Source organism: Pseudomonas putida, from assembly GCF_026625125.1.
In the GTDB taxonomy this organism is placed as follows: domain Bacteria; phylum Pseudomonadota; class Gammaproteobacteria; order Pseudomonadales; family Pseudomonadaceae; genus Aquipseudomonas; species Aquipseudomonas putida_X.
On the sequence record NZ_CP113097.1, the window covers coordinates 4,267,697 to 4,281,630 of the forward strand.

Below are 13,934 nucleotides of genomic sequence, written 5' to 3' on the forward strand. Positions count from 1 at the left end.
TGGAGCGAGAGAAGATATGGCGTCCCAGGCAGGATTTGAACCTGCAACCTTCCCCTTAGGAGGGGGATGCTCTATCCAATTGAGCTACTGAGACACGAGAACCGGCAGCGAACGCTGCACAGCTGGACGGCGAGCATGTTAACCAGCGGGCAGCCGTTTGTCATGCATCTATCGGGCTTTTTGCACGTAGGGTTTTTCGGAGGCTTGTCAAACGGGCACCCCGTGCTGACGCAACAGGTCCATCAAGGTGCTGACCGCCGCGGCCAGTGACCCTGAGTTGTCCAGCACATGCACGCGGGGATCGGGGCAGGACTGGAGCCTGGCGCTGCGCGCCAGGCGCTGATCGATCTCTTGCGCTGCCTCCCTGCCCCGGGCAACCAGGCGCGCGCGCAACACCGCTGGGTCAACCTCCAGGCGCACTGCCAGCAGGCTGGGGTAGCGCCTGCACGCCTCGGGCAGATAGCCACGGGAACCGTTGACCAGCACCGATCGCCCTTGCGCGAGCCAAATGTCCACTTGCTTGGGTATGCCGTACTCCAGGCCGTTGGCTTGCCAATGCATGGCAAACTCGCCTGCCGCACGCATCGCTTCGAAGCGCTGTGGCGTGACGCTCTGCGCCGCCTCACCTGCGGCCTCTGCAGAGCGTGTGATCACTCGCCGGGCGATTTCCACACCGGCGGCAGCCAGGTATGAGCGAGCGGCCTCGATCAGAGAATCTTTTCCCGAACCGGAAGGGCCTATCAAATAAATCAGGCGACCCGAGGCTTTATCGTGGGAGCTTGCGTCATGTTGCATAGCCACTATGCTCTATGGAAGGAAACCTGCGCATTTTAAGGGTTTTCTCTACCCTTTGCCGCGTTTTACGGGTTTTTGACGACAGAGGGCTGACGGTAAGGCGATCCTGGAAATGCAAAACTTTTCCAACCAGTACTCATTTCTGATAATTGGTACTGGCAAAAAGCCTTTACCGAGATCACTATTTGTCACAGAATTGACGCCAAGGAAACGGCGACCTTGAGGCAAGATGAGCACCAAATTTTCCAGGCGGTTGAACATTTTGTCGTCGCCACGGTCGTACCAGCATCCCGTGCGGCCAATTTGTGAACCGCTTCCCCTGAACCAAAAACCGGTTAATTTATATGCGCCCAATGAAACAGGCTATTTATTCGAGCCGCACCGCTGACAAGTTTGTCGTCCGCCTGCCAGACGGAATGCGTGAGCGCATTGCCGAGGTAGCGCGCAATCATCACCGCAGCATGAACTCCGAGATCATCGCACGCCTGGAGCAGAGTCTTATCCAGGAAGGTGCGCTGGGCGACGAGCTGAGCATGCGCCTGGACAGCCCGGAACTGTCCCTGCATGAGCGCGAGTTGCTGCAACGCTTCCGCCAGTTGTCCCACCGACAGCAGAACGCGCTGGTCGCCCTCATCGCTCACGATGTGGAAATGGCAGCCGACGCCTCCTGAGGCGCGCAGCAAAAATAAGAAAGCCAGCGTAAGCTGGCTTTTTTTTTGGGTTGTTCACTGGTCGGTGGTGATCCGGCCGGGCACATGCCTTGATCGCCCTGGCGGCCCGGGTATCCAGCGCCGCGCGGGCGGCACTTACACCTGCACCATCACAGCAGGAACAGCGTAGCCAGCCCCAGGAAGATGAAGAAGCCACCACTGTCGGTCACGGCCGTGATCATCACGCTGGACCCCATGGCAGGGTCGCGCCCCAGGCGCGTCAGGGTCATCGGGATCAATACCCCCATGAGCGCTGCGAGCAACAGGTTCAATGTCATGGCCGCAGTCATGACCAACCCCAGTGACCAGCTGTCGTACAGCCAGAACGCCACAGCACCGATCACCCCACCCCAAATCAGGCCATTGAGCAGCGACACCGCCAGCTCTTTGCGCATAAGGCGGCTGGTATTGCCTGGCGACACTTGGTCCAACGCCATGGCGCGAACGATCATGGTAATGGTCTGGTTGCCGGAGTTGCCGCCAATACCCGCCACGATCGGCATCAGTGCCGCCAGGGCCACGAGCTTCTCGATCGAGCCCTCGAACAGGCCGATCACCCGCGAGGCCAGAAACGCAGTTATCAGGTTGATCGCCAGCCAGGCCCAACGGTTGCGCAATGAACGCCAGACCGAGGCGAAGATGTCTTCCTCCTCGCGCAGACCCGCCATGTTGAGCACTTCGCTCTCGCTCTCTTCACGAATCAGGTCGACCATCTCATCGATGGTCAAACGGCCGATCAGGCGGTCGCTCTTGTCCACAACTGGCGCCGAAACCAGGTCGTAACGCTCGAAAGCCTGCGCAGCGTCGTAGGCATCTTCGTCGGGGTGGAAGGACACCGGATCAACCGCCATGACCTCCGCGACCTTCTTGTCCGGGTCGTTGACCAGCAGGCGCTTGATCGGCAACACACCTTTGAGGATGCCGTCGTAGTCGACCACGAAGAGTTTGTCAGTGTGGTTGGGCAGCTCTTTAAGGCGGCGCAGGTAACGCAGAACCACTTCCAGGCTGACGTCTTCACGGATGGTCACCATCTCGAAGTCCATCAGCGCACCGACCTGCTCCTCGTCGTAGCTCAACGCCGAGCGTACACGCTCACGCTGTTGGGCATCGAGGCTTTCCATGAGCTCATGGACGACATCACGCGGCAATTCCGGCGCCAGGTCCGCCAGCTCGTCGGCGTCCATTTCCTTGGCCGCAGCGAGGATCTCGTGATCGTCCATGTCGGCGATCAGCGATTGACGAACCGAGTCGGAAACCTCAAGCAAGATGTCGCCGTCACGGTCCGAGCGCACCAGCTGCCAGACCGTCAGGCGGTCTTCCAGGGGCAAAGCTTCGAGGATATAGGCGATATCTGCGGGGTGCAGGTCGTCGAGCTTACGCTGCAACTCGACGAGGTTTTGACGGTGGACGAGGTTTTCCACCAGGTCGTGGTGATGACCTTCCTGACGATGGGTCAGGTCTTCAACGACGCGCTGACGCTGCAACAGTTCGACCACCTGGGCCAGGCGATCCTGCAGGCTCTCTTGCGCTTTCTTTACTTCTACTTCAGTCATAGGCGAACTCCACTCCCAGCAGCGGAGCACGCCGGGGGAATCAATCGGTCAGATCAGGCTGTAAGAATCTTGTTAACGAGTAACTACTGGGTAAGTCCATGGTGGTATTCCACAAGCCCCGGCGGGGCTGACGGGCGCAATCATACACTGCCTAAGCTGTCAGATCGCTTAAATTTTTGGCCAGAACAATCGTTTGCGCGATAAAGCTATGACAACGCTCGAAGCCATGTGTGCGACGGCACGAGCCAGCGAAAAAACACATGCGGCGCAAAGAAGTGTCGGGCGGGTTGATTTTCAGTCTAGCGGGCATCACTGATAAATCAGTGAACGGCGGAAGACAAAAAGCCCGCTCAATTGAGCGGGCTTCTTGATATGTGGCGGACTCAGGAGGATTCGAACCTCCGACCGCTCGGTTCGTAGCCGAGTACTCTATCCAGCTGAGCTATGAGTCCGTGGTTGGTAGTTTTAGGCCAGATTACCACTGGCTGACTGAAGCCGCTTTTCAAGCAGAGCCACTTCAAAAGTGGCGGACTCAGGAGGATTCGAACCTCCGACCGCTCGGTTCGTAGCCGAGTACTCTATCCAGCTGAGCTATGAGTCCGTAGTTGGTAGTTTTAGACCAGATTACCACTGGTTGCTTGAAGCAGCTTTGTAAGCAAAGCCACTTCAAAAGTGGCGGACTCAGGAGGATTCGAACCTCCGACCGCTCGGTTCGTAGCCGAGTACTCTATCCAGCTGAGCTATGAGTCCGTATCTTGCCGCGCATTATAGGTCGCTGAAACATTTTTGCAAGAACTTTTTCGTTTAAATTCAACGACTTAGCGTTCTTACCGATTACAGCGCCCTAAGCGAATAATGGCGGTGAAGGGGGGATTCGAACCCCCGATACCCTTATGAGGTATACTCCCTTAGCAGGGGAGCGCCTTCGGCCACTCGGCCACCTCACCGCAACACGAGGCGAATATTAAACAGGCTCTTCCTCGTTTGCAACCCTTTTTTTGAAAAAAACTTCAAAAAAATTAAAGGCTTGGCTCCTCATCCTTCTCTTTCTTGATCCGCAGGTAGATTTCCTCGCGGTGAACGGCCACTTCCTTGGGCGCGCTGACGCCGATACGCACCTGGTTTCCTTTGACGCCGAGCACCGTCACGGTGATCTCGCCATCTCCAATGATCAGGCTCTCGGCGCACCGACGAGTCAGAATCAACATAGCTTTCTCCTTACGCAAGACATTCAGGGATAACAGTCTGGGAACAACAGGGCCTGGCCGTGGACGACGACACAGGGCTCCGTAGCACGTCACGCTGGCAGGACAGGGCCTGCGTGACGCGCAGAAACGCGAAGGGCGCGGCAAGCCGCGCCCCTCAAGGCAACGCCTTACTCGCCCTGTCGGGCCGGAGCGTCAAGCTCGAACGCGGTATGCAGCGCGCGAACGGCCAGCTCCAGGTACTTCTCTTCGATGACGACCGACACCTTGATCTCGGACGTGGAGATCATCTGGATGTTGATGCTCTCCTTGGCCAGGGCTTCGAACATGCGGCTGGCAACACCCGCGTGGGAACGCATGCCAACACCGACGATCGACACCTTGGCGATCTTGGTATCACCGATCACTTCGCGGGCACCGATTTCACGTGCGGTGTTTTCCAGCACGCTGTGAGCCTTGTCGTACTCGTTGCGGTGTACGGTGAAGGTGAAATCGGTGGTGTTATCGTGCGAAACGTTCTGCACGATCATGTCCACTTCGATGTTCGAAGCGCTGATCGGGCCGAGGATCTTGAAAGCGACGCCCGGGGTGTCCGGCACGCCGCGAATGGTCAGCTTGGCTTCATCACGGTTGAAGGCGATACCGGAAATGATCGGCTGTTCCATGGATTCCTCTTCATCAATGGTAATGAGGGTACCTGGACCCTCCTTGAAGCTGTGCAGCACGCGCAGCGGAACGTTGTACTTGCCGGCGAACTCCACCGAGCGGATCTGCAGCACCTTGGAGCCGAGGCTGGCCATCTCCAGCATCTCTTCGAAGGTGATCTTCTCCAGGCGGCGCGCCTGTGGCACGACGCGCGGGTCGGTGGTGTAAACGCCATCGACGTCGGTGTAGATCTGGCACTCGTCAGCCTTGAGCGCGGCCGCCAGGGCCACGCCCGTGGTATCGGAGCCGCCGCGGCCCAGGGTGGTGATGCTGCCGTGCTCGTCAACGCCCTGGAAACCGGCTACAACCACCACGCGCCCGGCCTTGAGGTCGGCGCGAATCTTCTGGTCGTCGATCTGCAGGATGCGTGCTTTATTGTGCGCGCTGTCGGTGAGGATGCGCACCTGGTTGCCGGTGTAGGACACCGCCGGCACACCACGCTTGATCAAGGCCATGGCCAGCAGGGCAATGGTAACCTGCTCGCCGGTGGACACGATCACGTCCAGCTCACGCGGAACCGGCTGATCGGTGATCTGCTTGGCCAGGTCGATCAGGCGATTGGTTTCGCCACTCATGGCCGACAGCACAACCACCAGGTCGTCGCCCGCTTCACGGTGTTTCTTGACCTTGTCGGCAACCTGCTCGATCCGCTCGATGGAACCGACAGAGGTACCGCCAAATTTCTGTACGATCAACGCCATTTCAATGGTGCCTCAGCCCATACCGGGCCTCAAAAAAACCATCCAACATGGAGGGGCCGATGACTAGACCATCGGCCCCTCCATCTCAAAGTCCCTGCTCTGCGAACGGCACGGCCAGCGCCAGGGCCTGGTCCAGCGCAGCGACGTCGACGCCACCGCCCTGAGCCATGTCCGGACGGCCACCGCCCTTGCCACCCACTGCCGCAGCGGCTTGTTTCATCAGGTCACCAGCCTTGAGTTGGCTGGAGAGGTCTTTGGTCACGCCGGCCACCAGCACGACCTTGCCCTCATGCTCGCTGCCCAGCAGGATCACTGCGTGGCCGAGCTTGTTCTTCAACTGATCGACCAGGGCCAACAGGGCCTTGCCATCCTGCCCATCCAGGCGGGCGGCGAGGACCTTGGCACCCTTGACCTCAACAGCCGCATTGGAGAGATCGTCCCCTGCGGCGCTGGCGGCCTTGGCCTGCAGCTGTTCCAGCTGCTTCTCAAGCTGACGGTTGCGCTCAAGCACAGCCGACAGCTTGTCGATCAGGTTGTCACGGTTGCCCTTGACCAGCTGCGCGGCTTCCTTGACCTGCTCTTCGGCAGCGTTCAGGTAGGCCAGTGCAGCAGCGCCGGTCACCGCTTCGATACGGCGCACGCCAGAGGCCACGCCGCCTTCGCTGATGATCTTGAACAGGCTGATATCGCCGGTGCGCTTGGCGTGGATACCGCCGCACAGCTCGACGGAGAAATCGCCACCCATGCTCAGCACGCGCACGGTATCGCCGTACTTCTCGCCGAACAGGGCCATCGCGCCCTTGCGCTTGGCGGTTTCGATATCGGTAACTTCAGTTTCCACCGGCGTGTTCTTGCGCACTTCGCGGTTGACGATATCTTCCAGCGCCTTGATCTGCGCAGGCGTCACCGCCTCGAAGTGGCTGAAGTCGAAACGCAGACGCTGGCTGTCGACCAGCGAGCCCTTCTGCTGCACATGCTCGCCCAACACCTGGCGCAACGCTTCGTGCAGCAGGTGCGTGGCCGAGTGGTTCAGCGAGGTGGCGTGCTGCACCTCGGCATCGACCTTGGCTTCGACCGGAGAACCGATCAGCAGCGCGCCGCTGGCCACCACGCCATGGTGCAGGAAAGCGCCGCCGGTCTTGGTGGTGTCTTGCACGTCAAAGCGCACGGCGCCGGACTGCAGGTAGCCGGTATCGCCGACCTGGCCACCGGATTCGGCATAGAACGGGGTGCGGTCCAGCACCACGACGCCCTGCTCGCCCTCGCCCAACTGGTCGACTGACTGGCCGTCCTTGTACAGGGCAATGACCTTGCCCTGACCTTCGGTGGCGTTGTACCCGACGAAATCGGTGGCGGTGTCGACCTTGACCAGGCTGTTGTAATCCATGCCGAAGGCACTGGCCGAACGGGCACGCTCACGCTGGGCATCCATCTCGCGCTCGAAGCCCGCTTCATCGATGGTCAGCTCGCGCTCACGGGCGATGTCGGCGGTGAGGTCCATCGGGAAGCCGTAGGTGTCGTAGAGCTTGAACACCACGTCACCCGGCACGACGTCGCCCTTGAGCTGGGCAAGGTCCTGCTCGAGGATGCGCAGGCCCTGTTCGAGGGTCTTGGCGAACTGTTCTTCTTCGGCCTTGAGCACGCGCTCGATGTGGGCCTGCTGGCTCTTGAGCTCGGGGAACGCCTCGCCCATCTCGGCAGCCAGGGCTGCGACGATCTGGTAGAAGAAGCTGCCCTTGGCACCCAGCTTGTTACCGTGACGGCAGGCGCGACGAATGATGCGGCGCAGCACGTAGCCACGGCCTTCGTTGGACGGCAGCACGCCGTCTGCGATCAGGAAGCCGCAGGAGCGGATGTGGTCTGCCACGACTTTCAGCGAAGCCTGGCCGTCGTTGCTGCAGCCGATGGCCTTGGCCGCAGCGCTCAGCAGGTTCTGGAACAGGTCGATCTCGTAGTTCGAGTGCACGTGCTGCATGACCGCACTGATGCGCTCCAGGCCCATGCCGGTATCCACCGACGGCGCTGGCAGCGGGTGCAGCACGCCATCGGCAGTACGGTTGAACTGCATGAAGACGTTGTTCCAGATCTCGATGTAGCGGTCACCGTCTTCTTCCGGGGAACCGGGTGGGCCGCCCCAGATATCGGCACCGTGGTCGTAGAAGATCTCGGTGCAAGGGCCGCACGGGCCGGTATCGCCCATGGTCCAGAAGTTGTCGGAGGCGTACGGGGCGCCTTTGTTGTCACCAATGCGCACCATGCGCTCGGCCGGCACACCGACTTCCTTGGTCCAGATGTCGTAGGCTTCGTCGTCGCTGGCGTAGACGGTGACCCAGAGCTTCTCTTTGGGCAGGTTCAGCCACTTGTCGGAGGTCAGGAAGGTCCAGGCGAAAGTGATCGCATCGCGCTTGAAATAGTCGCCGAAGCTGAAGTTGCCCAGCATCTCGAAGAAGGTGTGGTGACGCGCGGTGTACCCGACGTTTTCCAGGTCGTTATGCTTGCCACCGGCGCGCACGCACTTCTGGCTGCTGACCGCACGGGTGTAGGCGCGCTTCTCGGCACCGAGGAAGCAGTCCTTGAACTGGTTCATGCCTGCGTTGGTGAACAGCAGGGTCGGGTCGTTGTTCGGAATCAGCGAACTGGAGGCGACTCGGGTATGGCCCTGCTCTTCGAAGAAGCGAAGGAAGGCTTCACGGATTTCTGCGCTTTTCATAGGTTCTTCCACGGAAACGACGGCCCCTGGGGGCAAACGCGTCGACGAAACGACGGCAAAGGGCCGCATTATATCGGTCCTGCAATCTCGGTGCAGTGTGTTTATGCGATGCAAAACGTCGATTGGACGGCTTTTGAAGCGCGTGCAAACGAAAATGACATGACCGGATGCTAAATGCAGGCTTTTGCCGCTGGCAAGCCTATTACCGCTCAAGGGAAGGGAAAATGGAACAGGCGGTGAATTAAATGATTGTCATGGGCAAGGTTCAGCGACGACCGGCCTTGGCAGAAGCGCCCTTTGGCGACAACAAGGCCGCTCCTGCCAGGCACTGCGCAAACTCAGCCCAGACGCTGGCCTGAGTCCGGGACGATAAGAATCCCGGCGCGCAGCCCGTTCTTGACCTTGGGGTTGGGGAAGATGATCCGCGCCCCCTCCTCCTCCACCACCCAGCGCATTTCAGCCAGGTCCTCGGCCAGCAGATAACCTTTGCTCAGCTCGGAGAAGTTCTCGATATCCGCCGGCAGATGCAGGCGAAAGCCCTCACTGTGCTTGATGATCTCGCGAGCCACACTGAACAGTTTAAGACCATCGAGCGACTCCCCGGCCTCAGGCTCATCGCCTTCGATAATCTGGATCAGGCGCTGCTCCAGCTTGTCGAGGTTGACCTGCTCGTTCTGCCCGAACGGCCGCGCCTTGCCGAGCTCCAAGGTAAATGCTTCGGCATCCAGCTGCTCATAGGTGAACGCACTGAAGGTGATCGATGACTTGCTCTGCAGCAGCACCGCTTCCATGCCTGCAGCAGCCAGCCGAGCCAGCTCGCGGCGGGAATGCTTGCGCCCCTCTTTATAGGGGTAAAGGGCAAACTGCTCTATCTTGGAGCCACGAATGGCGGTGTGCAGGTCGTAATGCAGACGGGTACGCTCAGGCTTGCTGAAGAACACCCGGGCGAACTGCTCAAGCTCCGCAGCACGCAGTGCCTCGAAACCACTGGAAAGCTCGTGACGACCATTGAACAGGCGGTTGATGTCCTGCTCGATGAAGCGCTCGCCCTTGCGGATCGCCGCTGGGTTGCCGAACAGGAACATCACACGCGAACGCGGCTTGATCGTGCCATCGGCCACGCCGTGCAGCAGCCGTTCGAGCAATTCGATCGGCGCTGTTTCATTGCCATGAATACCGGCCGACAACAGCAGGTCCAGCCTGCAATCGTCGCCTTCGGGCGGACGCACCTCGAGTGCGCCCTCCCCCAGCCAGCGTAAACGCACGCCCTTGGGTGTAACTTGGGTCTTCTCGGCCGGCTCGTGATCGGTCAGGGTCAGCTCAAGCAATTTGCCAAGGGCGAGCATAGGCGCTTCCTTAGTGGTCGTGGCCGCAGTCGGGGCCATGGACGTGGTCATCGTCTTCACCGACTTCTGCCGGCTCCATCTCCAGCTGCAGGCTGACCAGGTTGGTAGCCATCGGGCGCAGGAGCAGGTTGGCGTACTCGGTGTCGTTCTCATCGACGTCGACACCGATCAGCAATTGGCCACGGCCGTCTTGCTGAATCCACACTTCCTTGCCCTGCCAGACAACGGCAAAGCGGGTGCAGGAAGTTTCCAGCTGGGTGCCGTCTACATCTTCAAGGATCAGGCGCAGGGCGTCGGTCATTACAAAAGTCTCTCTTCAAGGTTGGCGTTGGAACGGATAGACCGAGCCCAACTTCAGAATCTGGGTCAACTCATCCAGCGCCGTACGGCATTCGACCAGCAACTGCGGGTCGGCAAGGTCCGCTTCGCCCAGGCGGTCGCGGTAGTGCTTGTCGACCCACTGCACCAGTGTGTCGTACAGCGGGGCGGTCATGATAACGCCTGGATTGACCGCCGCCAGTTCCGATTCCTTCAAAGCCACGCGCAAGCGCAGGCATGCCGGGCCGCCGCCGTTCTGCATGCTTTGCTTGAGGTCGAACACCTTGACCTCCTTCACCGCGCCACCCTGGCGGGTCAGTTGCTGCAAGTACGCCCAGACCCGCTCATTGTTGCGGCACTCCTCCGGCACCACCAGCAGCATCGAGCCGTCGTCGCGGCTGAGCAGTTGGCTGTTGAACAGGTAGGAACGCACCGCATCCTCTACCGCCACCGCTGCCCGTGGTACACGGATAGCCTGGAAGTTGCCACCCTTGCTGGCCAGTTTAGCTTGCAGCTGGCCAAGCACCGCGTCAGTCTCGAGGAAAGCATCTTCGTGGTAGAACAGCACCTCGCCATTGCCCACCGAAATCACATCGTTGTGGAATACACCCTGATCGATCACCGATGGGTTCTGTTGAGCGTAGACCACACCGTCATCGCTCAGACCGTGAAGCCGTGCCACGGCCTGTGAGGCTTCCAGGGTCTGGCGTGCCGGATACTTCTGCGGCGCGGGATAACGGCCGTCGAACGCGCTGCGACCATAGACGAAAAACTCGACGCCCGCCTCGCCGTAGCTGCGGCAGAAGCGCGTATGGTTGGCCGCGCCCTCGTCGCCGAACTGCGCCACGGCAGGCAGCGCCGGGTGATGGGCAAAGTGCTGCTCATTACTGAACATGGCGGCCAGCACACGGCTGGTGGTCGGATGCTCGATGCTGCGGTGGTACTTGCAGTTGAGGTTGGCAGCGGTGAAATGCACGCGGCCATCAGCGGTGTCGGCGCTGGGGCTGACGGTGGCCGCGTTGGCCACCCACATGCTCGATGCCGAACAGCTGGCGACCAACAGCGGCATGGCCTCTTTGGCGGCGCGCCGGATCACTTCGGCATCGCTACCGCTGAAGCCCAGACGACGCAGAGCGGCCACGTCCGGGCGCTCCTGCGGCGCCAGCACGCCCTGCTTGAAGCCCATATCGGCCAGCGCTTTCATCTTGGCCAGGCCTTGGCGCGCCGCTTCACGCGGGTTCGAGGCCTGCTGGCTGTTGCTCTGCGAAGCCACGTTACCGTAGGACAGGCCGCCGTAATTGTGGGTAGGCCCCACCAGGCCATCAAAATTCACTTCATAGGATTTCATCGGCTAGGCTCCGTGACCTGTTGTTATAGGGTGACGCCCGGCGTCAGGGTCGCCGGCAGGGCAAGGCTGGCAGTCTCCAGCGAAGCCACGGGGTAAGCGCAGTAGTCGGCGGCGTAGTAGGCGCTGGCGCGATGGTTGCCACTGGCGCCTACCCCCCCGAACGGCGCGCTGCTGGCGGCACCGGTCAGTTGCTTGTTCCAGTTGACGATGCCGGCGCGGCTGCGCAGCCAGAAATACTGGTAGCGGGCACGGGAGTCGGACAGCAGGCCAGCCGCCAGGCCGTACTGGGTGTTGTTGGCCTCATCGATGGCGGCATCGAAGTCCGCGTAACGAATCACCTGCAGCAGCGGGCCGAAAAATTCTTCGTCGGGCCGGTCGGTCACGGCAGTGACATCAATGATGCCCGGGGTCAGCAATGCGGCATCGGCTTGGGGCTGGGTCATCTCCAGCAACGGGGTGGCGCCTTTGGCGAGCAGCTCAGCCTGGGCCGCGATCAGCGCCTGCGCAGCCTGTAGCGAAATGACCGAACCCATGAAAGGTGCCGGCTGCTGATCGAAAGCGCCGACCGTGATGCCTTTGCACACCTCGACCAACCGCGCGAGCAGCGCATCGCCCCAGGCGCCCTGCGGCACCAGCAGGCGGCGAGCGCAGGTGCAGCGCTGGCCCGCGGAGATGAACGCCGACTGGATGATCGTGTACACCGCCGCATCGAGGTCCTTGACCTCATCCACCAGCAATGGGTTGTTGCCGCCCATTTCCAGGGCAAGGATCTTGTCCGGACGGCCGGCAAACTGCTGATGAAGCAAGTTGCCGGTGCGGCTGGAGCCTGTGAAGAACAAGCCATCGATACCCGGGTTGGCAGCCAGCGCCACCCCCGTATCGCGCGCGCCCTGCACCAGGTTCAGCACGCCGGCAGGCAGGCCCGCGGCGATCCAGCAATTGACGGTCAGCTCAGCGACCTTGGGGGTAAGCTCGCTGGGCTTGAACACTACACAGTTACCCGCCAGCAGTGCCGGAACGATGTGCCCATTGGGCAAATGGCCGGGGAAATTGTAGGGGCCGAATACTGCCACCACTCCGTGGGGCTTGTGCCGCAGTACCGCGGTAGCATCTGCCAGCGGGCCGCTTTTCTCGCCCGTGCGCTCGCGGTAGCTCTGTATCGAGATCGCGACCTTGTTGACCATGCTGCTCACTTCGGTAGCCGACTCCCACAGCGGCTTGCCGGTTTCTTCGCCAATGCAGTGAGCCAGCGCCTCGGAATGCTGCTTCAGCTGTTCGGCGAACTTTTCCAGTACGTCGATGCGCGCCTCCAGGCTCAGTTGCGCCCAGGCTGGAAAAGCCTGACGCGCAGCCTGTACGGCAGCCTCGACCTGGCCGGCCTCGGCGCCCTGCCCTTGCCAGACAACGGCTTGCGTGACCGGGTTGAGCGACTGCAGGGCTCCACCCTGGCCGGCCTGCCAGCTGCCGGCGATGTAATGCGTGGTCATTTACTGGGCCTCCCGGCTTGCCGACAGCGGTACGGCGCGCACGTTGTCGCCCGCGCCCATGCGCAGGCGCTTGGCGGTCAGCGGGTCGACCACCAGGGTGCCCGCCGCCAGGCGTGCGGGCGCGGCAGTGATACGGCAGTCATCGCGCTTGCGGTTATGGATGATGTAAGGGGTTGCGTCATCGCCAGGCGTACCCACGGCCAGCACCAAGGTCTGGCTCTCGCGTACGGCACGAATCCTCGAGGTTTCGCACTCGATGGCGGGGCCTGCGTCGAAGATGTCCACATACCCCTGATAGCTGAAGCCTTCCTGCTTGAGCATGGCCAGCGCAGGCTCGGTGTCGCTGTGCACACGGCCGATCACGCTGCGTGCGGCTTCCGACAGGAAGCAGGTGTACAACGGGAACTTGGGCATCAGTTCGGCAATGAACGACTTGTTGCCTACGCCAGTGAGGTAGTCGGCCTGGCTGAACTCCATCTTGAAAAAGTGCCGGCCAAGGCTCTCCCAGAACGGCGAACGGCCCTGCTCGTCGGACATGCCGCGCATTTCGGCAATGATCTTGTTGCCGAACAGTTCCGGGAACTCGGCGATGAACAGCATGCGCGCCCGCGACAGCAAGCGGCCATTGAGCCCAGAGCGGTGGTCACTGCGCAAAAACAGCGAGCACAGTTCGGAGTTGCCGGTCAGGTCATTGGCCAGGAACAGGGTGGGGATCTCGCGATAGATGTTCAGCTCTTGCGAGGCGCTGACGGTCAGGCCCACCCGGTAGTTGTACCAGGGCTCGCGCAGGCCGACGGCGCCGGCGATGGCACTGATGCCGACCACCAGGCCTTCGTCGTTCTCCAGCACGAACAGGTAGTCGGTGTCTCCGCGCTCGGCTTCACCCCGGAAGCTTTTCTCGGCCCAGCCGACACGGTGCCCGAGGCGCTCCTCGTTGGCCGGCAAGGTGGTCAGCCCGGTGGTACCGGTGCTGCGTGCCAACTCGATCAGCGCAGGTAAATCGCTGCTGCGTACAGGACGAACGATCATGCTATCTCCTTGTGCGGCCGCTGTGGC

General features: G+C 61.1%; 11 protein-coding genes and 5 tRNA genes. 1 reads left to right on the forward strand and 15 read right to left on the reverse strand.

What is annotated here, in order from left to right:
• Positions 1-17: 17 nt before the first annotated feature.
• Positions 18-94, reverse strand: a tRNA-Arg gene (locus tag OSW16_RS19625).
• A gap of 113 nt (positions 95-207) precedes the next feature.
• Positions 208-795: a phosphonate metabolism protein/1,5-bisphosphokinase (PRPP-forming) PhnN gene (gene phnN, locus OSW16_RS19630; protein WP_267817797.1), complete on the reverse strand. Its 588-nt coding sequence runs from the start codon at positions 793-795 to the stop codon at positions 208-210.
• 344 nt (positions 796-1,139) lie between these two features.
• Between phnN and OSW16_RS19640 the strand changes: the two genes are divergently transcribed.
• Complete coding sequence (locus tag OSW16_RS19640; protein ID WP_003254499.1) at positions 1,140-1,466, forward strand: Arc family DNA-binding protein; 327 nt, start codon at positions 1,140-1,142, stop codon at positions 1,464-1,466.
• A gap of 149 nt (positions 1,467-1,615) precedes the next feature.
• Here the strand turns inward: OSW16_RS19640 and mgtE are convergent, their stop codons facing one another.
• From mgtE to astA, 13 genes are all read right to left on the reverse strand, one after another.
• A complete protein-coding gene (gene mgtE / locus OSW16_RS19645; RefSeq protein WP_267817799.1) occupies positions 1,616-3,058 on the reverse strand; it encodes a magnesium transporter in 1,443 nt (480 codons plus the stop codon).
• Positions 3,059-3,433: 375 nt separating this feature from the next.
• Positions 3,434-3,510 (reverse strand) — tRNA-Arg (locus OSW16_RS19650).
• A gap of 72 nt (positions 3,511-3,582) precedes the next feature.
• A tRNA-Arg gene (locus tag OSW16_RS19655) sits at positions 3,583-3,659 on the reverse strand.
• Positions 3,660-3,731: 72 nt separating this feature from the next.
• A tRNA-Arg gene (locus OSW16_RS19660) sits at positions 3,732-3,808 on the reverse strand.
• Between the two features lie 106 nt (positions 3,809-3,914).
• A tRNA-Ser gene (locus OSW16_RS19665) sits at positions 3,915-4,005 on the reverse strand.
• 72 nt (positions 4,006-4,077) lie between these two features.
• A complete protein-coding gene (gene csrA, locus OSW16_RS19670) occupies positions 4,078-4,266 on the reverse strand; it encodes a carbon storage regulator CsrA (RefSeq protein ID WP_003254503.1) in 189 nt (62 codons plus the stop codon).
• Positions 4,267-4,433: 167 nt separating this feature from the next.
• Positions 4,434-5,669 (reverse strand): aspartate kinase, encoded by a 1,236-nt coding sequence (locus tag OSW16_RS19675; protein WP_267817801.1) that lies wholly within the window; start codon positions 5,667-5,669, stop codon positions 4,434-4,436.
• A gap of 85 nt (positions 5,670-5,754) precedes the next feature.
• A complete protein-coding gene (alaS, locus tag OSW16_RS19680; RefSeq protein ID WP_241804627.1) occupies positions 5,755-8,379 on the reverse strand; it encodes an alanine--tRNA ligase in 2,625 nt (874 codons plus the stop codon).
• Positions 8,380-8,717: 338 nt separating this feature from the next.
• Entirely contained in the window at positions 8,718-9,725 is a 1,008-nt protein-coding gene (gene astE, locus OSW16_RS19685; protein ID WP_267817804.1) for a succinylglutamate desuccinylase, read from the reverse strand.
• Positions 9,726-9,735: 10 nt separating this feature from the next.
• Positions 9,736-10,026, reverse strand: a complete 291-nt coding sequence (locus OSW16_RS19690) for a hypothetical protein (protein ID WP_039602667.1) — start codon at positions 10,024-10,026, stop codon at positions 9,736-9,738.
• Positions 10,027-10,041: 15 nt separating this feature from the next.
• Positions 10,042-11,391, reverse strand: a complete 1,350-nt coding sequence (astB, locus tag OSW16_RS19695) for an N-succinylarginine dihydrolase (RefSeq protein ID WP_267817807.1) — start codon at positions 11,389-11,391, stop codon at positions 10,042-10,044.
• Positions 11,392-11,414: 23 nt separating this feature from the next.
• Positions 11,415-12,878, reverse strand: coding sequence for a succinylglutamate-semialdehyde dehydrogenase (astD, locus tag OSW16_RS19700; RefSeq protein ID WP_267817809.1), 1,464 nt, complete (start codon positions 12,876-12,878; stop codon positions 11,415-11,417).
• Positions 12,879-13,907, reverse strand: coding sequence for an arginine N-succinyltransferase (astA, locus tag OSW16_RS19705; RefSeq protein ID WP_267817811.1), 1,029 nt, complete (start codon positions 13,905-13,907; stop codon positions 12,879-12,881). It lies immediately after the preceding gene.
• Positions 13,908-13,934: the final 27 nt, after the last annotated feature.